The 19,636-nt window shown below is 66.2% G+C and carries 14 protein-coding genes; 7 read left to right on the top strand and 7 right to left on the bottom strand.

The features are described 5' to 3' along the window. Window positions 1-69: 69 nt before the first annotated feature. The 4 genes from ACTJI5_RS18095 to ACTJI5_RS18080 are packed head-to-tail and all read right to left on the bottom strand — an operon-like array spanning window position 70 to window position 4,135. On the bottom strand, window positions 70-1,503 hold the full coding sequence (locus ACTJI5_RS18095) for an amino acid permease (protein ID WP_440861285.1): 1,434 nt from the start codon (window positions 1,501-1,503) through the stop codon (window positions 70-72). Between the two features lie 46 nt (window positions 1,504-1,549). After that, the gene (locus ACTJI5_RS18090) at window positions 1,550-2,197 is read right to left on the bottom strand and encodes a GntR family transcriptional regulator (protein WP_058537504.1); all 648 of its coding nucleotides are present in this window, start codon (window positions 2,195-2,197) and stop codon (window positions 1,550-1,552) included. 7 nt (window positions 2,198-2,204) lie between these two features. Next, on the bottom strand, window positions 2,205-3,203 hold the full coding sequence (locus ACTJI5_RS18085) for a 4-hydroxyproline epimerase (RefSeq protein ID WP_440861284.1): 999 nt from the start codon (window positions 3,201-3,203) through the stop codon (window positions 2,205-2,207). Between the two features lie 17 nt (window positions 3,204-3,220). Beyond that, complete coding sequence (locus ACTJI5_RS18080; protein WP_058537505.1) at window positions 3,221-4,135, bottom strand: dihydrodipicolinate synthase family protein; 915 nt, start codon at window positions 4,133-4,135, stop codon at window positions 3,221-3,223. Window positions 4,136-4,183: 48 nt separating this feature from the next. Between ACTJI5_RS18080 and ACTJI5_RS18075 the strand changes: the two genes are divergently transcribed. Continuing rightward, a complete protein-coding gene (locus ACTJI5_RS18075) occupies window positions 4,184-5,458 on the top strand; it encodes an NAD(P)/FAD-dependent oxidoreductase (protein ID WP_440861283.1) in 1,275 nt (424 codons plus the stop codon). A gap of 1 nt (window position 5,459) precedes the next feature. Beyond that, on the top strand, window positions 5,460-6,662 hold the full coding sequence (locus ACTJI5_RS18070) for a M24 family metallopeptidase (protein ID WP_440861282.1): 1,203 nt from the start codon (window positions 5,460-5,462) through the stop codon (window positions 6,660-6,662). Between the two features lies 1 nt (window position 6,663). Here ACTJI5_RS18070 and ACTJI5_RS18065 read toward each other — a convergent pair whose 3' ends face one another. Beyond that, a complete protein-coding gene (locus tag ACTJI5_RS18065) occupies window positions 6,664-7,680 on the bottom strand; it encodes an Ldh family oxidoreductase (protein ID WP_440861281.1) in 1,017 nt (338 codons plus the stop codon). Window positions 7,681-7,786: 106 nt separating this feature from the next. On the opposite strand from ACTJI5_RS18065, the gene ACTJI5_RS18060 reads away from it, so the two are divergent. From ACTJI5_RS18060 to ACTJI5_RS18040, 5 genes are read left to right on the top strand one after another with little or no spacing between them, the layout of a single operon-like run. After that, entirely contained in the window at window positions 7,787-10,162 is a 2,376-nt protein-coding gene (locus ACTJI5_RS18060) for a beta-L-arabinofuranosidase domain-containing protein (RefSeq protein WP_440861280.1), read from the top strand. Window positions 10,163-10,201: 39 nt separating this feature from the next. Continuing rightward, a complete protein-coding gene (locus ACTJI5_RS18055) occupies window positions 10,202-11,911 on the top strand; it encodes a gamma-glutamyltransferase family protein (protein ID WP_440861279.1) in 1,710 nt (569 codons plus the stop codon). 18 nt (window positions 11,912-11,929) lie between these two features. Then, window positions 11,930-13,678, top strand: coding sequence for a DUF885 domain-containing protein (locus ACTJI5_RS18050; protein ID WP_440861278.1), 1,749 nt, complete (start codon window positions 11,930-11,932; stop codon window positions 13,676-13,678). Window positions 13,679-13,686: 8 nt separating this feature from the next. Further along, window positions 13,687-15,489 (top strand): DUF885 domain-containing protein, encoded by a 1,803-nt coding sequence (locus ACTJI5_RS18045; protein ID WP_440861277.1) that lies wholly within the window; start codon window positions 13,687-13,689, stop codon window positions 15,487-15,489. 39 nt (window positions 15,490-15,528) lie between these two features. Then, window positions 15,529-17,115 (top strand): S10 family peptidase, encoded by a 1,587-nt coding sequence (locus ACTJI5_RS18040; RefSeq protein WP_440861276.1) that lies wholly within the window; start codon window positions 15,529-15,531, stop codon window positions 17,113-17,115. 50 nt (window positions 17,116-17,165) lie between these two features. Here the strand turns inward: ACTJI5_RS18040 and ACTJI5_RS18035 are convergent, their stop codons facing one another. Together ACTJI5_RS18035 and ACTJI5_RS18030 are read right to left on the bottom strand one after the other, a co-directional pair. Continuing rightward, window positions 17,166-18,743: an aldehyde dehydrogenase (NADP(+)) gene (locus ACTJI5_RS18035; RefSeq protein WP_440861275.1), complete on the bottom strand. Its 1,578-nt coding sequence runs from the start codon at window positions 18,741-18,743 to the stop codon at window positions 17,166-17,168. An 11-nt stretch (window positions 18,744-18,754) separates the two neighbouring features. Further along, a complete protein-coding gene (locus ACTJI5_RS18030; protein WP_440861274.1) occupies window positions 18,755-19,621 on the bottom strand; it encodes a pyrroline-5-carboxylate reductase family protein in 867 nt (288 codons plus the stop codon). Window positions 19,622-19,636 lie beyond the last annotated feature (15 nt).

The following is a 19,636-nucleotide window of genomic DNA, read 5'->3' as shown; positions in this document are numbered from 1 at the left end:
CTATGGGACATTGCTGCCCCATAGCCCTTCGATAGCCCGACCGGCCGACGATTGCCGCGCCGGGCCCTGTCAGATTCCGACGACCGCCTGATCGCGCCGTGCGAGGCTGCGCGCGCGGCCGTAAGCGAAGTAGACGAGGATGCCGAGGATGTTCCATCCGAGGAAGCGGACCAGCGTCATGCTGGGCAGGCTGAACAGCAGATAGAGGCAGCCGAGCACCGCGAGCGTGCCGACCAGATAGGGCGCCGGGCAGCGGAACACGCGCGGCAGGTCGGGCGCCTTTTTGCGCAGCACCATCAGGCAGACGCCGACCGCGATGAAGGCGATCAGCGTGCCCGCATTGGCCAGCTCGGCGATTTCGTCGAGGCGGAAGAAGCCCGCGACGCCGGCGACGAAGACGCCCGTCACGCCGGTGACGAACACCGGCGTCCCCGTGCGTTCGGACACGCGGCTCAGCGAACGCGGCAGCAGGCCGTCGCGGCTCATCACAAAGAAGACGCGGCTCTGGCCGTACATCATCACGAGGATGACCGACGGCAAGGCGATGAGCGCCGCGAGCGCGACGAGGTGCGAGGCGACCGGGTGGCCGAGCGTGCGGAGCACCAGCGCGAGCGGCTCGGGCGAATTGCCGAGCGTCGTATAATGCATCGCGCCGACCGCGCTGACCGCGACGAGCATGTAGATGAGCGTGCAGATCGCCATCGACCCGATGATGCCGATCGTCAGGTCGCGCTTGGGATTCTTCGTTTCCTCGGCCGAGGTCGCGACCGCGTCGAAGCCATAGAAGGCGAAGAAGACGATCGCGGCAGCCGCCATCACCCCCTTGGTCGCGCCGCTCGCATCGACATGGCTGGCAAAGCCATAGGGCATGAAGGGCTGGAGATTATCGGCGTTAAAGGCGGGCGCCGCAAAGGCGACGAAGATCGACAGCGCGACGAGCTTGATGATCACGAGGATGATGTTGAGCGTCGCGCTTTCGCGCGTCCCGGCCATCAGCATGCCGGCTACGCCAAGCGCGACGAGGACGGCAGGCAGGTTGACGATGCCGCCGGCGTGCGGGCCGGATAGCAGGGCGGGGGGCAGATGGATGCCCGCCGACTGGATCCAGCCGACCAGATAACCCGACCAGCCGACCGCGACGGTCGAACAGGCAAGCGAATATTCGAGGATCAGGCTCCACCCGACGATCCACGCGAGCGTCTCGCCGAGCACCGAATAGGTATAGGTATAGGCGCTGCCCGACGTGGGGATCATCGTCGCAAGTTCGGCATAGGCGAGCGCGGCGCAGGCGCAGACCGCACCGGCAATGGCAAAGGCGAGGATCACCGCGGGGCCCGCGCGCTCGGCGCCGACGCCGGTCAGCGTGTAGATACCCGTTCCGACGATCGCGCCGACCCCCAGCGCCACAAGATGCGGCCAGCTGAGCGTGGCGCGCAGGCTATGCCCCGCCTCCTGCCGCGCGACCGCGATGGGCTTTATCGGCCCGAAAAAACCTGCTGCCACCTATTGCTCCTCCCTTATCTGGAGCCGACGGCAGCCGGCCCCCCTGTTAATCGTCGACGAGCTGCTGTCGCAGATCGTCCAGCGTCTTGCGGATATGCGCATCGACCAGCACCGCAATCTTGTCCGCATCGCGCGCAAGCCACGCCTCGAGCAGCTGGTGATGTTCCTCGTTCGCGCGCTCGTCGCGCCCCAGCGGTTCGAGGTGGACGCGCACATAGCGTTCGGAGAGCACCTGCAGGCGCTCGAGAATGGTGATCGTGACAGGCTGGCCGCACGGGCGGAACAGCGCGCGGTGGAAAGCGCGGTTGAAGGCGCCGACCCCGTCGCCATGCTCATCGGTGACATGGTCGAGCGTATCGAGCGTTTCGATCGCATGGGAATGATCGGCCTCGGTCGCGAGCAGCGCGGCGCGCGCGGTGGCGTCGGGTTCCAGCTTGATACGCAGCTCATAGACTTCCTGCGCCTCCGAAGCGCTGAGCGACCGCACGAAGAAGCCGCGGTTCGCCTGTGATCGGACCAGCCCTTCCTCTTCGAGGCGGGCGAGCGCTTCGCGTAGCGGGATCTTGCTGACGCCGAGTTCGGCGGCCAGCGCGTCCTGGCGGATTGCATGTTCGCTGGAAACGCCGCCCGAAAGGATGCGGTCGCGGACGAGGTCCACCAGCTGGTCGGACAGGTTTCGGATGATGAGGCTCATACAGACCTCATAGCACCGAAAATCCATTCCAGAAGCTGTCTGCTTGATCGACCCAGATCGTGTTGAATCCGGTCGCGATCGCCGATCCCTCGATCGAGGGAATAATGCCGGGCGTATCGCCGAGCATCGCATTGTCCTCGACCCGTCCGATGAAGCGGCTGCAGATATAGCTTTCGTGGACGAAACGGTCGCCAACCTGCAGCCGTCCCTTGGCGACGAGATGCGCCATCCGCGCCGACGTGCCGGTGCCGCACGGGCTGCGGTCGATCGCGCGCTCGCCATAAAAGACCGCGTTGCGGCCGTCGGCGCCTTCACCTTTGGGCCGGTCGGTCCACATGACATGGCTGACGCCCCGAATGCGGTCGTCAACGGGATGCACCGGCTCGTACGCCGCCTGCATCAGCGAGCGAATGGTGCGGCTCAGATCCACGATCCGCGCCGCGCCGAGCGCATCGAGACCGATATAGGGGCCCTGCGGCTCGATGATCGCATAATAATTGCCGCCATAGGCAACATCGACCTTGAGCCGGCCGAAGCCGGGGACGTCGATTTCGATCCCCTCGGCTGCGAGATAGGAGGGCACGTTGCGGATCCGCACCCACGAAACCCGGTCACCCTCGGTGCCATATTCGATGTCGATCGTTCCCGCGGGAACCTCGACGCGCAGCTTGCCGGGCACCCGCGGGGTAATCAGCCCATTCTCGAGCCCGAAGGTGATGAGCCCGATCGTCCCGTGGCCGCACATCGGAAGGCAGCCACTCGTTTCGATGAACAGGATGCCGATGTCGCTGTCCGGCTGAGTGGGCGGATAAAGAAATCCGCCCGACATCATGTCGTGCCCGCGCGGTTCGAAACAAAGGCTCGTCCGGATCCAGTCGAACCGGTCGAGGAAATCCTGGCGCCGCTCGCCCATCGACCCACCGCGGACGAGCGGCGCACCACCGGCGACCAGCCGGACCGGATTTCCGGCAGTGTGGCCGTCGATGCAGAAGAAGGTGTGGCGCATGGACTCTCCCTGGCTCGTCAGGCCGCGATCTTGCTCGGCTGCGTCGCCGCGCATTTTTCGACCATCGCGATCACATCCTTGCGGCGCTGGCCAGCGAGCGGCAGGCGCGGCATGCGGACGCGTTCGGAACCGCGCCCCATGATCTCTTCGGCGAGCTTGATCGACTGGACCAGATCGCGGTCGGCGTCGAGATGGAGAAGCGGCATGAACCAGCGATAGATCGCCAGCGCCTCGTCATGCCGGCCCTCGTTGAAGGCCGCGACAAGGCGAACCGATTCGGTCGGGAAGGCGCTCGTCAGCCCCGAGACCCAGCCACTGGCGCCGAGGAACAGGCCCTCGAGCGCGACGTCGTCGAGTCCGGCCATCACCGTATAGCGATCGCCGAAACGGTTGAAGACATCGGTGAAGCGGCGCGGATCGGGCGCGCTTTCCTTGATCGCGACGATGTTGGACACATCGCGCAGCGCCTCGAGCGTCGCGAAATCGACGTCGACGCGGTACGCGGGCGGATTGTTATAGAGCATGACCGGCAGCGAGGTCGCCTCGGCAACGGCACGGAAATGCGCCTGCAGCTCTTCGGGGGTCGGCACATAGACCATCGCGGGCAAGAGCATGATCGCATCGGCGCCGAGCTTTTCGGCATCCTTCGCATATTGGATCGCGCGCGCGGTGGTGAGTTCGGACACGCCCGCGACGACGGGCACGCGCCCGGCAACCGCCTCGACCGCGCCTTTCAGGATATTCCGCTTTTCGTCGGGCTCGAGCGAATTATTCTCGCCGCACGTGCCGAGAATGATGAGCCCGGTCACCCCGTCATCGACAAGCGCGCTCTGCACGCGCTGGGTTGCATCGAAATCGACCGACAGATCTTCGGCGAATTGAGTGGTAGCTGCGGGATATACGCCCTCCCACAGTGTCCTTATCACGCTCATTCATTACCTCCGTTGAAGCTTCAGATCGTATACGGTATATGATACAAGATGCCAAATGATTTTCCATCTCGCTCGTCCGATCCACAGAATGCCGTCGTAATTGGCGGTGGCGTCGTCGGACTCGCCACCGCTCTCGCGCTACAAAAACGCGATATTTCAGTCACATTGATCGATTCGCCCCCGGCATCCCCTGCCGCATCATGGGGCAATGCAGGTCATATCGCCATCGAACAGGTCGAACCGCTCGCGTCGCGCGCGACGATCCGCTCGATGCCGCGCCGCCTGTTCTGGCGGGGCGGCGCGCTGTCGTTGCCGCTGCGCGATATCGGCGCGTGGCTGCCCTTCTCGCTGCGGCTCGTCGCCGCGACGAGCCCCGTGCGCTTCGCGGCCGGCCGCGCGGCGCTCGGTCAGGCGCTGGGCGATGCGATGGGTTCGTGGCGCCGGTTGCTGGGCCGAATCGGGGCGGGCGACCTGCTCGTCGAGGATGGCCATTATATCCTGTGGGAAAGCGCCGCGAGCGCCGACGCTGGCCGCGCGCACTGGGCGGCGACCGATATCGGCCAAGCGAGGATGCGCGATGCAACGCCCGCCGAGATAACGCGGTTGGCCGCGCTCACCTCGGCGTCGGTCGCGGGAGCCGTCCATATTGCGGGATCGGGCCAGATCACCGACCTCGATGCGCTGGGCGCGGCGCTGCGCGCGGGCTTCGATGCGGCCGGCGGTTCGCGAATCGAAGCGAGGATCGACCGGCTGGCGATCGAGGACGGCCGCGCCGTCGCCATCGCTGCGGACGGTACACGCCATACCGCGGATGCGATGGTGATCGCGGGCGGCGCCGCGTCGGGCGCGCTGATGGCGTCGATCGGCCAGCGCGTGCCGATCATCGCCGAGCGCGGCTATCATATCCAGTCGGCCGACACCGGCTGGCCGCATGACATGCCGCCGGTGGTGTTCGAGGACCGGTCGATGATCGTCACCCGCTTCCGCTCGGGGCTGCGCGCCGCGAGCTTCGTCGAATTCGGCCGCGGCGCCAGCCCCGCCGATCCGCGCAAATGGGCGCGGCTGCGAAAACATGTCGCGGCGCTCGGCCTGTCCTTTGGACTGCCCGGCGCCGAATGGATGGGCGCGCGTCCGACGCTGCCCGACTATCTGCCCGCGATCGGGCGGAGCGGCCGCGCGGCGAACCTCTTCTATGCGTTCGGCCACCAGCATCTGGGCCTGACCCTCGCCGCGACGACGGGCGATGCCGTTGCCGCGCTCGTCGCTGGCGACGCGCCGCCCTTTGACCTCGCCCCCTTCGACCTCAAGCGTTTTGGAGCCTGACATGACCAACGGAATCGGCGGATCGACCGCCGCACAGGAACTCGCCGCCATCGCCCCCTGGGTCGATCGCGCCGCGCCGATCACCGCGGCGGAGCGCGAGCAACGAATCGAAAAGGCGCGGCGACTGATGCACGCGAACGGCGCCGACGCGCTGCTGGTCGGGGCGGGCGCGAGCCTGCGCTATTTTTCCGGCATCCCGTGGGGCGCGAGCGAGCGGCTGGTCGCGATGCTGCTGCCGCGCACGGGAAAACCCATCGTCATCGCGCCCGCGTTCGAGCTCGGCACGCTCGAGGCCGACCTCAAGATCGAGGTCGAGTTGCGATTGTGGGAGGAGGATGAGAGTCCGTCCGAACTGGTGGTCGGTGCCTTGCGCGAGATTGGTGCGACCAGGCTCGCGATCGATCCGGGCATGGCGTTCCTGTTCGTCGATCGCATCCGCCGCGCCGGTCCGGCGCTCGACATCGTCGACGGCGGGCCGATTGTCGACGGCTGCCGGATGGTTAAATCCGCCACCGAACTCGCGCTGCTCCAGCAGGCGAAGTCGATGACGCTCGAAGTGCATCGCCGCGCCGCGCGCATCCTTACCCCCGGCATCCGCGCGAGCGAGGTCACACGCTTTCTGGAGGAGGCGCACCGCGCGATCGGCGCGCCGGGCGGCAATGATTTCTGCATCGTCCAGTTCGGCCGCTCGACCGCCTTTCCGCACGGACTTCCCGGCGACGCGCAATTGCACGAAGGCGACGTCGTGCTGATCGACGTCGGCTGCGTCGTCGAAGGCTATCATTCGGATATCACCCGCACCTATGTCTTCGGCGACGCCGATGCGGAGCAGCGGCACATCTGGGAGCTCGAAAAGGAAGCGCAGGCCGCGGCCTTCGACGCCGCGCTGCCCGGCGCGCCGTGCGAGGCGGTCGATGCGGCGGCGCGTGCGGTCCTCGAAAAGGCGGGGCTGGGTCCCGACTATCGCCTGCCCGGCCTGCCGCACCGCACCGGTCACGGCATCGGGCTGTCGATCCACGAGCCCGCCTATCTGGTGCGCGGCGACACGACCCCGCTCGCACCCGGCATGTGTTTTTCGAACGAGCCGATGATCGTTATCCCCGACCGCTTTGGCATCCGGCTCGAGGATCATTTCTACATGACCGAAAGCGGCGCCAAATGGTTCACCGAACCCTCGCCCGCGATCGACCGGCCGTTCGGCTGAGCTAGCCCAGCAGCGCGCGCACGTCGTCGTAGAGCGGACGTGGCACCTGCACGCCATTCGCGAGGCTGCGCGCGCGCGCCTCGAAGCGGCGCTGCGACGGCAGGCGCGCGCCCTGCCCGGTGATCGCGTCGAACACCGCTTCGGCACGTTCGATATGCTTCGCCGCCTCGGCACCGAGGAAGCCCGCGGGATCGATCGCGAGAATGAATTCGCCGCCGATCGGCGATGAGCCGGCGCCATCGTCGAGCGCGATCGATTCGGCGCTGGTGAGATCGCCGATCAGCGGCCCCGCGATCAGTTCGACCATCGTCGCGAGCGCCGACCCCTTGTGCCCGCCGAACGTCAGCATCGCGCCGTCGAGCGCGGCTTTGGCATCGGTCGTCGGTCGCCCTTCGGCGTCGATGCCCCAGCCTTCGGGAATCGGCTTGCCTGCACGGCGATGCAGTTCGATCTCGCCGCGCGCGACCGCGCTCGTCGCGAAATCGAAGATATAGGGATAGGCGCCAGGGCGCGGCCAGCCGAACGCGATCGGGTTGGTGCCGAACAGCGGCTTGATGCCGCCGGCCGGGGCGACCCACGCGTGGCTGGGGGTGCAGGCGAAGGCGACGAGGCCCGCGGCGGCAACCGCTTCGACCTCGGGCCAGAGCGCCGCAAAATGCACGCAATTGTTGATCCCGAGCGCCGCAATTCCATTCCGCCGTGCCTTTTCGACGAGCGTCGGCAGCCCGGCGCCGAACGCGGTCTGGGCAAAGCCGCCGCCCGCATCGACCCGAACCAGCGCGGGCGCGATATCGGACACGAGGGGGATGGCATCCTTGATCACTTTGCCTGTTTTCAGCGTGTTGACGCAAACGAGCAGGCGATAAATCCCGTGACTCGCGCATTCGTCGCGTTCGCCGGCGACGATGGTTTCGGTCACCGCCTCGACATGCTGCGGCGCGAGGCCGTGGTGCGTCAGGATTTCGCGCGACAGCGCCGCCACGTCATCCAGCGAAAGTCGGACTTTTTCGTCGCTCATCACTCATCTCACAGCAAATGTTCCAAGGGCCATTATAGCCGCTTGCTAAATTCGTATACTATATAATATGCTGTTGCCAAGGCGAGCGAAGTCTCAGGGGAGCATGATGCAAATATGGCACGTCGATCGCCGCACCCTGCTCGCGGGCGCCGCAGCCGCCGCGCTTGTCCCTGTTTTCGCCCGCGCCGCCCCCGTTTCGACCACGACGTTCGGGCCAGCCAAACCGCTGCCCCTGTCGGCAGTCCGCCTGCTCGAATCGCCCTGGCTTGAGGCGATCGAAGGCAATCGTCGCTATCTCCACGCACTCGAACCCGACCGCCTGCTTCATAATTTTCGCGCCAGCGCGGGGCTCGAACCCAAGGGTACGGTCTATGGCGGGTGGGAAAGCGATACCATTGCCGGGCACAGCCTCGGCCATTATCTGACCGCCTTGTCGCTGATGTATGCCCAGACGGGCGATGAAGAATGCAAACGCCGCGCCTTTTATATCGTCGACGAACTCGCCGCGGCGCAGGCGGCGCATGGCGACGGCTATGTCGCGGGTTTCACGCGCAAGCGCGGCGATGTCGTCGAGGACGGCAAGACTATCTTCGCCGAGCTGACGCGCGGCGACATCCGTTCGATGGGGTTCGACCTCAACGGCTGCTGGGTGCCCTTCTACAACTGGCACAAATTGTTCGCCGGATTGTTCGACGCGCAGGAGCTTTGCGGCAATGCGAAGGCGCTACCCGTCGCGGTCGGGCTCGGCACCTATATCGATGGCGTGTTCGCAGCGTTGAACGACGATCAGGTCCAGCAGATACTCGATTGCGAGCATGGCGGGATCAACGAGAGCTTTGCCGAGCTGCACGCGCGAACGAAAGACCCGCGCTGGCTGCGCCTCGCCGAGCGGCTGCGGCACCGCAAGATACTCGACCCGCTCAGCGAGGGCACGGATTCGCTGCCGTGGATCCATGCCAACACCCAGATCCCGAAAATCATCGGCCTCGCGCGGCTGCACGAGCTGACCGGCAAGGCGGGCGACGCGGCGGCGGCGCGCTTCTTCTGGGAAACGGTGATCCGCGACTATTCCTACGTCATCGGCGGCAATGCCGACCGCGAATATTTCCCGGCGCCGCGGACGATCTCGAAACATATCACCGAGCAGACGTGCGAAAGCTGCAACAGCTATAATATGCTCAAGCTCACCCGCCACCTCTATGGCTGGCGGCCCGAGGCGCGGCTGTTCGATTATTATGAGCGCGCGCACACCAACCATATCCTCGCGCATCAGGACCCGGCGACGGGCATGTTCGCCTATATGGTGCCGCTGATGTCGGGGTCGGCGCGCAAATTTTCCAAACCCTTCGACGATTTCTGGTGCTGCGTCGGGTCGGGAATGGAAAGCCACGCCAAGCATGGCGATTCGGTGTGGTGGCAGAGCGGCGATACGCTGCTCGTGAACCTCTACATCGCCTCGACCGCGACATGGGAAAGCCAGGGCGCGAGCTTCCGGATGGAGACCGCCTACCCGTTCGGCGATCGGGTCGATCTCACGCTCGAGACGCTGGGCCGCTCACGCGACTTTGCCGTCGCGCTGCGAATTCCCGGCTGGTGCGAGGGCGCGGCGCTGACGGTGAACGGCAAATCCGTGCCCGCGGGAACCTCTGGCGATTATGCGGTGATCCGCCGCCGCTGGGCGAAGGGCGACCGGGTCGCGCTGACGCTGCCGATGCGGCTGCGCACCGAAGCCGCGAACGACGATCCGGCGACCGTCGCGTTGCTCCACGGCCCCGTCGTACTCGCCGCCGACCTCGGCCCCGCCGACCAGCCGTTCGAGGGGCCCGCTCCCGCGCTCGTCGCGGCCGATCTGCTCGCGGGCTTCGCGCCGGTCGATGCCGCGGCAGGTCGTTTCCGTACGACCGGCATCGCAAGGCCCGCCGACCTCAGCTTCGCACCCTTTTACCAGCAGCGCGATCGCCGCACCGCGGTCTATTTCAAAAGCTTCGACGACGCCGGCTGGGCGCGCGAGCAGGTCGCCTTTGCCGCCGAGCATGCGCGCCAGCAGGATCTCGCGCGCCGGTCGGTCGATGTGATGAATTTGGGCGAGATGCAGCCCGAGCGCGACCATGGGCTGACCGCCAAGAACAGCTATGCCGTCACCTATCGCGGGCGCCACGGGCGCGATGCCCGGACCTTCGGCTTTTTCGAATATAGAGCGAAGGTGCGCCCCGGACCGCTGGTGCTGCAGGCGACCTATTGGGGCGAAGAGCGGAACAAGCTGTTCGATATCCTCATCGACGGAACGAAGATCGCGACGCAGGCACTCGACGGCGGGCACCCCGGCGAATTTTTCACGATCGATTATCCGATCCCGGCCGACCTGACCCGCGGCAAGGGCGAAGTTACCGTCCGCTTCCAGCCCGCCAACGACACGACACGCTGCGGCCCCGTTTTCGGCGTCCGCATCTTCACGCCCGCTTCAGCCGAAGGGACGGTTTGACGCACGGCTAATCCGACGATGAAACAGGGGGTCGCAAAAATGGATAGACGCTGTCGATTGCTGGTCACGCTCGGGCTTGTGATATTCGCACAGCCCACGCTCGCGCAGGAACAGGGCGCGAAGCCCGCGGTCCACGCCAAGTCGGCGATGGCGTCCTCGTCGAACCCCACCGTGACCAAGGCGATGGTCGAGGTGATGAAGAAAGGCGGCACCGCGCTCGACGCCGTGCTGACCGCGGTGCCGATGCAGGCGGTGATCGAACCGCAGATGACGACCCTCGCGGGCGGCGTCTCGATCCTCTATTATGACGCCAAGACCCGCGAATATCATTATCTCGACGCCGAGCTCGATCATACCAAGGACGCACAGGTCGGCGGCGGCTGGGCGCAATATACCGGCGGCGGCGGCGAGCGACTGCCCGACACGTCGGGCAAGCGCATCGGCATCCCCGGCACGGTCGCGGGGATGAAGGCGGCGGCGGACCGCTTCGGCACGCTCAAATGGGGCGATTATTTCGCCCCCGCGATCAAGCTCGCCGACGATGGCTACCCGATGTATAGCTTCCTCTATGGCGAGCTCGCCGAGGCGGCGCTGACGCGGCTTTCCGCTTACCCTTCGGGGCGCGAGGAATATCTGCCCGACGGCTATGTCCCGCCCGTCGGCACGATCGTGAAGCATCCGCGGCTGGCGCAGGCGATGCGCCGCATTTCCGCCGAAGGACCATCATATATCTACACCGGCGAATGGGCGCAGCGCTTCGTCGCCGCGGTGCGCGCGACCGGCGGCGGGCTGACCGCCGAGGAGCTTGCAGGGTACAAGGCGCGCTGGGAAATGCCGCTGCGTTCGACCTATAATGGTTACGAGGTCATCGGCGCGCCGCCGCCGTCGACCGCGGGCACGCTGATCTCGATGGTGCTCAACGTCGTCGAGAATTACGACCTCAAAGCGCGGCCGCATTATGCGCAGTCGGCCGAGGCGCTCGAACTGATCCGCCGCGCCTTCGGCTTCGCCGAGACCGCGACCGATGAGTTCGTGCGCGATCCGCTGAGCTATGATGTCCCGACCGAGATGTTGCTGTCGAAAGACAATGCGAAGCGCTTTGCGGCGCAGGTGACCGCAAGCCTGCCCAAGCCCGCCGTAGCGCCGCAAGCCGCAGCCACGCCGGGAAGCGCGCTCGAACTCGCGGCGTCCTTCGATAGCCACGACCGCCACTCGACCGACACCAACCATCTCGTCGCGGTCGATGCGCAGGGCAATATGGCCTCGGTCACCCACTCGGTTTACGGCAGCACCTTCGCGACCGGCATGGTGGTCGACGGGATCGCGATGAACAGCGGCAATAATTTCCCCGGCAACACTGCCGGACCTGGCCGCCGCGTGATCTCGCCCTTCCCGCCGACGATGGTCGCGAAGGACGGCAAGCCATGGATGACGATCGGCTCGCCCGGCCTGTCGTCGCGCGCGGTGACGATCACGCTGATCAACCTGCTCGGTTATGGCATGCCGCTCGAACAGGCGGTCGACGCGCCGCGTTTCCAGGGGTCGCAGGCGGGCGTGCCGATGGTGGTCGAAAGCCGCGTGACGCAGGCCGTGCGCGACGAACTCAAGACGCGCTACGGCGTCAATGTCCGCCCGACCGCCCCCTATAATTGGCACTTCGGATCGATCCAGGCGATCCAGCGCAATCCCGACGGCAGCCTGACCGGCGTCGCCGATCCTCGCCGCGCCGGCCTCGCGGCCGGTTACTGATTAACAGGAGAAATTTCGATGCGATATCTCGCTCCCGCACTGCTGGCCGTCTCGGCCATCGCCCTCGGCGCTCCCGCTTTCGCGCAAGCTCCGCAATCGGCCTCACAGTCGGCAGACGCGCGGCTGAAGGCGCTTTACGATGCCGAGTGGAAATGGCGCACGCAGGAGCTCGCGCTCGACCCGGACGGCGACCGCGACGGCAGCGACCGCTTTCCGAGCGTCGATGCCGCAAGCCAGGCGCGCCGCGCCGCCTATTGGAACAATGCGCTGGCCGAGCTCAACAAGATCCCGTTCGACCAGCTGTCGCCCGAAGAGCGGATCAACGCCGAGGTGTTCAAGACCGCACTCGAAGAGTTCGGGGTCGAGCAGAAATACCGCGAATATGAGGATCCGTTCTTTTTCTGGACGTGGATCGCGCCGCGCGGCGGGCTGCCGAACGCCGACGCCTATCGCAATTATATCAAGCGGCTCGGCGATATGCCGCGTTATGTCGATCAGCAGATCGTCAACATGCGCGCAGGGCTCAAGCGCGGCTTCACCAAGCCGCAGGTCTCGCTAGCCGGCCGTGACGCGCCGATCGAACCGCTGGCGTCGGCCGATGTCGACAAGAACCCGCTGTTCACCAGCTTCGCTGCAATGCCCGGCAGCATCCCCGAAACCGAACGCACGGCTTTGGTAGCCGAGGGCCGCGCTGCGGTCGCTGCTGCGGCACCGGCGTTCGCAAAGCTGCGCGCGTTCGTCCGCGACGAATATATCCCCAAGGCGCGCACCGCGATTGCCGGCGAAGCGCTGCCCGACGGCAAGGCCTATTATGCCGCGAAGATTCGCCAATATACGACGCTCGACCTGACACCCGAGCAGATCCATGAAATCGGGATCAAGGAGGTCGCGCGGATCGACGCCGACATGCAGGCGACGATGAAGAAGTCGGGATGGACGGGCGATTTCGCCGGCTTCCTCCACTTCCTCAAGACCGATCCGCAGTTTACCGCGAAATCCCCGTACGAGCTGATGGCGAAATCGGCCTATGTCGCGAACCGGATCAACGGCCAGCTCAAATTCCTCGTCGGCCATCTGCCGCGCTATCGCTTCACGATCCGCCAGACGCCCGACAATATCGCGCCCTTCGCCACCGGCGGAAACGGGGGGCTCGAGAGCTGCCTGATGAACACCTATAACCTCCCCGCGCGGCCGCTCTATACGATCCCGCCTTTGACCGCGCACGAATGCGCGCCGGGGCATAGCTTTCAGGCGGCGCTCGCGCTCGAGGCGCCCGACCGGCCGCAGATCCGTCGGACGACCTATTTCTCGGGCTATGGCGAAGGCTGGGGGCTCTATACCGAATGGCTCGGCATCCAGATGGGCATTTACGAGACGCCCTATGATGAGTTCGGGCGCGAGACGTACGAGATGTGGCGCGCGGCGCGGCTCGTCGTCGACACCGGGCTGCATCACAAGGGCTGGACGCGCCAGCAGGCGCTCGATTTCATGAAGGCGCACACAGCGCTGTCGGATCACGAGATCACGATCGAGGTCGATCGTTACATCAACGATCCGGGCCAAGCGCTCGCGTACAAGCTCGGCGAGATGCTGATCCGCCGCAAGCGTGCCGAGGCCGAAGCGAAACTCGGCGCCAGTTTCGACCAGCGCTGGTTCCACGACACGCTGCTCGGGCTCGGCTCGGTGCCGCTGCCGACGCTCGAGCGCGTGCTCGACGAATGGATCGCGGGCGGGGGCAAGAACCCCAATCCCGAACCCGCCGCCTGATTTTTCCGATGAGGAGACAGAAGTTGTTCACCCGCACGATCCTGCTTTCGACCCTCGCTCTTCTGCCGCTGGCGCCCGCCGCGGCAGAGACACCCGCCGCGGCCGCCCCTTCGGCCGCGGCGGCCACGCCGGGAAGCGCCGACGCCCGGCTTCGCGAGCTGTACGAGGCCGAGTGGGCCTGGCGGCAGAAGGAATTCGCCCGGCGCATCGGTGACCCGCCCTTCACCGCGTCGGCCGACCATCTGCCGCGCGTCGATGCGGCGACGCAGGCGGCGCGGCAGGCCTATTGGCAAAAGACGCTCGCCGCGCTCGACACGATTCCGGTCGATCAATTGTCCGAGAATGAGAAGATCAATGCCGCGGTGCTGCGCACCAGTCTCGAGGCCTTCGTCGCCGAGGGCAAGTACCGGATGTGGGAAATGCCGTTCAACGCCGACAGCCAGTTCTGGTCGGGGCTGAGTGCGCGCGACGCCTGGCCGTCGCTTGAGGAATATCAACGCTACATCGGCCGCATGCGCGACATCCCGCGCTATTTCGACGAGCAGATCGTCAATATGCGCGCGGGGCTGAAGCGCGGCTTCAGCGTGCCGCGCGCCTCGCTCGAAGGACGCGACGCAACGATCGCCGCCTATGTCGACGCCGACCCGGCGAAAAACCCTTTCTACAGCGCCTTCGCCAAGATGCCTTCTACGATCCCGGCAGCGGATCAGGAGCGGTTGCGCACCGAAGCGCAGGAGGTGATTTCGGGGACGGTGGCGCCCGCGTACGCCAAGCTGCTGACCTTCTTCAAGCAAGAGTATCTGCCCAAGGCGCGCACGACGCTGGCGGCCGAGGCGATGCCCGACGGCAAGGCCTTTTATCAGGCGCAGATCCGCGAATATACGACCACCGCACTGACCGCCGAACAGATCCACGAAATCGGCCTCAAGGAAGTCGCGCGGATCACTGCCGAGATGGAGCAGGTGAAGGAGAAGGCGGGGTTCAAAGGTGACCTTGCGGCGTTCATCCAGTTCCTGCGCACCGACCCGCAATTTTATGCGAAGACCCCCGAGGAGCTTCTCGCCTTCTCGGCGCTTGTCGCCAAGCGCGCCGACGGCCAGCTGAAATATACGATCGGCTTCCTGCCGCGCTACCGCTTCACCATCCTGCCGGTGCCCGACGCGATCGCGCCGACCTATACGTCGGGGCGCGGCGGGCTCGATGCGTGCCTGATGAACACCTATGATCTGCCGTCGCGGCCGCTGTACCAGATCCCCGCGCTGACGCTCCACGAATGCGTTCCCGGGCACAGCTTCCAGGCCGCGGTCGCGCTCGAGACGGTGAAATGGCCCGCCTTCCGCCGCCAGACCTATTTCTCGGGCTATGGCGAGGGCTGGGGGCTCTACACCGAATGGCTCGGCACCAAGATGGGCATCTATCGCACGCCCTACGAGGATTTCGGGCGCCTCTCGTTCGAAATGTGGCGCGCCTCGCGGCTCGTCGTCGACACCGGCGTCCATCATTATGGCTGGAGCCGCGAGAAGGCGATCGACTATCTCGCGAGCCACACCGCGCTCGCGCAGCATGACGTCGAGACCGAGATCGACCGCTATATCAGCTGGCCCGGACAGGCGCTCGCTTACAAGCTGGGCGAGATCACGATCCGCCGGCTGCGCGCCGACGCCGAGGCAAAGCTCGGGCCGAAGTTCGACCAGCGCAAGTTCCACGACACCTTCCTCGCCCTGGGGTCGGTGCCGCTTCCGGTGCTCGAACAGCAGCTTGAAAAATTCATCGCCGATGGCGGCGAAGGTCCGACCGCCGCCGCCCCCTGATTTCCTTCCCCCCCGACAGAATATTCCCAGGAGAGATCCATGCGTATCAACCGCTATCCGATCCTTGTCGCGCTGGCCGCGGCACTCGCGCTGCCCGCCGCCGCGCAGGAAAAGAAAGCCGAAACCGGCAAGAGCGAAAGCGCCAAGGCCGACGCGAACGAACCCGAAGAGGATATCGCGCGTGCCAGTGCCGAGGAGGACGCGCAGCCGAAACGCGGCAGCGTGACCGTCAAGGGCCGGACGATCGCCTATACCGCGACCCCCGGCACACTCACCATCCGCGACGACGATGGCGAGGCGGTCGCGAGCATGTTCTACGTCGCCTATGTCGCCGACCGGCCGAAGGGTTCGGCGCCGCGCCCGGTGACCTTCACCTTCAACGGCGGGCCGGGCTCGTCGAGCATGTGGCTGCACATGGGATCGATCGGCCCCGTGCTCGTCGAAACGCCGAACGCGGGCAGCACCGCTCCCGCACCCTATCGCATCCGGAGCAATCCCGAGACGATGCTCGACAAGACCGACATCGTCTTTCTCGACGCGATCGGCACCGGCCTGTCGCGTCCGATCGGCAAGTCGAAGGGCCCCGAATTCTGGGGGGTCGATCAGGATATCGACGCCTTCTCGCGCGGTATCATGCGCTACCTCACGCTCAACGACCGCTGGGACAGCCCGAAATTCCTGTTCGGCGAAAGCTATGGCACGCTGCGCGGCGCGGGGCTGGTCTATGCGCTGCAGCAGCGGGGGGTGCAGATGAACGGCGTCGTGCTGCTGTCGTCGATCCTGAACTATGGCGTGCGCCAGCCGGGCTACGACCAGATTTACCTCACCTATCTGCCAAGCTATGCCGCGACCGCCTGGTATCACAATCGGCTGGCTAACAAGCCCGCGGCGCTCGAACCCTTCCTGACCGAAGTGCGGCAATGGACGACGGGACCCTATGCGGCGGCACTCGCCAAGGGGTCCGACCTCAGCGACGAGGAACGGGGTGCCGTCGCGCAGCAGATGAGCGCCTATACGGGGCTGCCGGTCAAATATATCCTCGACGCCGACCTGCGCGTTGAACTGTCGCGGTTCCGCAAGGAGTTGATGCGTGACCAGAAGCGCACCGTCGGCCGGCTCGATTCGCGTTTCATCGGGATCGACGTCGATGCGGCGGGCGAAGGCCCCGAGTTCGACACCACCGACGCCGCGATCAGCGGGCCCTATGTCGGCGCGCTCAACAAATATCTGTTCGGCACGCTCGGCTATAAGACCAAGCTCAGCTACCGTCCCAATTATTACGTCAAGATCGGCGGCGGCAATTGGGACCAGCGCCACCGCGCGCCCGGCGGACGGCAGGGCGGCGCGCAGATGGCGCTTGCCAACACCGCGCTCGACCTGTCGGCCGCGATGCGCCAGAATCCCTATCTGAAAGTGCTGTCACTCAACGGCTATTACGACATGGCGACGCCCTTTTTCGGCGCCGAATATGATCTGAAGCATATGCAGATCGACCCGTCGTTGCGCGCGAACCTGACCTATCATTATTATGAATCGGGCCACATGGTTTACATCAACCCGGCAGTCATCGGGCAGTTCAAGCGCGACCTCGACACCTTCTATGACAGCGCGGCCGTAGGCAACTGAACAGGGGGAGGCAGCGCTCGCGCCCACCGCCGGACGCGAGCGCTGCCTTATCAATCGCCCAAAACAAGCGCGCCGTCGATACGGCGCGCGATGCCCAACGGATTGGCCGGCTTCAGCGCGGCCGGGAGCAGGCTTTCGGGCAAATTCTGATAGCTGACGGGCCGCAGGAAGCGTTCGATCGCCAGCGTACCGACCGAGGTGCTCCGTCCGTCCGAGGTCGACGGATAAGGCCCACCATGGACCATCGCATGGCCCACCTCGACGCCCGTCGGCCAGCCATTGGCGAGAATGCGCCCGACCTTGCGCTCGATCAGCGGCAGCAGCCGTGCCGCCAGCGGCTCGTCGTCGGCGTCGATCTGGAGCGTCGCGGTGAGCTGGCCCTCGAGTCCCGCGACCAGCGCCGCGACCTCGTCGATGTCGCGGCAGCGGACGATCACCGACGATGAGCCGAAGACTTCGTGGCCGAGCGCCGCGTCGGCGAGGAAGCCCGCGGCGTCGGTGATGAACAGCGCACCGCGTGCCGCGCACGTGCCCGGCCCTTCGGCACCGCGCGCGACAAGCTGCGTCGCCGAATGACGCTCGAGGGCATCGACACCGCTCTCGAAGCTTTTGTGGATGCCCGGCGTCAACATCGTCGCAGGGGCAATCGCCGACAGCGCAGCGCCCGCCGCGGCGGCGAAGCGGTCGAGATCGGGGCCGTCGAGCGCGATCAGCAGACCGGGGTTGGTGCAGAATTGGCCGGCGCCCATCGTCAGCGACTGGGCGAACGCCTCGCCGAGCGCCTCCGCCCGGTTCCTGAGCGCGGCGGGGAAAAGGATTACCGGGTTGATGCTGCTCATCTCGGCATAAACCGGGATCGGCTCGGTGCGTGTCGCGGCGATCTGCATCAGCGCGAGTCCGCCGCCGCGCGAACCGGTGAAACCCACGGCCTTGATCCGCGGATCGGCGACGAGCGCGCCGCCGAGTGCGTTCGACGGGCCGGGCAGATAGGAGAAGACGCCTTCGTGAAGCCCACAGCTTGCGACCGCCGCGCGGATCGCGCGTGCGACAAGCTCGCCCGTGCCGGGATGCGCGGGGTGACCCTTGACCACGACCGGGCAGCCCGCGGCGAACGCCGACGCGGTGTCGCCGCCGGCGACCGAGAAGGCGAGCGGGAAGTTGCTCGCACCGAACACCGCGACGGGGCCGAGCGCAATGTGCCGGCGGCGGAGGTCGGGCCGCGGCAACGGCGCGCGATCGGGCAAGGCGGGATCGATCGTCGCGTGCAGCCAGTCGCCCGCGCGGACAAAGGCGGCAAACATGCGCAGCTGCCCCATCGTGCGGCCGCGCTCGCCCTCGAGCCTTGCGCGCGGCAGGCCGCTCTCGGCCATTGCGCGTTCGATCAGATCGTCGCCGATCGCGGCAATGCCGTCGGCAATGGCTTCGAGAAACGCCGCCCGCGCTTCGAGCGTGGTTTCGGAAAAGCTGGCAAAGGCGGCATCGGCGAGCGCACAGGCACGGTCGACATGGCTCGCGTCCGCGGCGCCAAACGGCGGTTCGATCGCCTGTCCGGTCGAAGGATCGACCGCGAGGAAGGTCTCGGTTGCACTGTCTTCGGTCGCGCCGACGAAAATCGAACCAGCTATCATTTTGGCGTCCTTCATTGTTCCTGGGGGAGAGTCTGCGGCCGGAAGGCCCGGGTCATTTCGTCGTTTCGCGCCGCCGAAGCGGCAATGGTGTCGCCCATCAACCGGGTGAGCGTGTCGTCTTCGTCGAGAACCTCGAGGCCGGCGAGGGTTACGCCGCCCGGGCTTGCAACGCGGCGCGCCATGTCGGCGGGGTCGGCTCCGGCCTCGGCCAGCATCGCCGCCGATCCGGCCATCGTCTCGGCAATCAACCGAAGCGCTTGTTCGCGGCTTAGCCCCTGAGCCTCCGCAGCGAACGCCATCGCATCGGCGATCCGGAAGAAAAAGGCGGGAGTCGCGCCCGAAACCGTCGTCGCAATGGCGCAAAGGCGCTCGTCGCTCATCCATTCCACGATGCCGAGCGGAGCAAAAAGGGTTTCGGCCAGTGCCCGTGACGACCCATCCACGCCGTCGCCCGCGAGCGCGGTGACCCCGCGCCCGATCGCCGCGGGAAGATTGGGCACCGCACGCACCAGCGGCCCGGCCGCCCGAAAATGATATCGCAGCGTCGCAAACTCGACCGCCGCGAGCACCGAAATCAACATAGTGCCGGGGCCCGCCAGTTCCGCGAGCGATGGTGCGATCTCGGCAAGTTTCTGCGGCTTCACGGCGAGGACCAGCACCGCGGGCGGGGCGAGCCCGGTCGGGACCGAACCGAGCAGCCGCACCCCTTCCGGCGCCGCCGCGAGCGAAGGATCGACGACCGTTATTGACGAGGCCGGCACGCCGCTCTGCAGCCAGCCGGCGAGCATCGCGCCACCCATATTGCCGCAACCGACCAGCATGACGCTGGGGGGAGCGAGCCGCGCTCCGCGCAGAATATCCTGAGAATCCGAGGTCAAGAAAGGCGTCTCCGC

The sequence above is a fragment of the Sphingopyxis sp. 22461 genome (assembly GCF_052044915.1).
Classification (GTDB): Bacteria; Pseudomonadota; Alphaproteobacteria; order Sphingomonadales; family Sphingomonadaceae; genus Sphingopyxis.
This window is presented reverse-complemented; position numbering and strand designations above follow the sequence as displayed.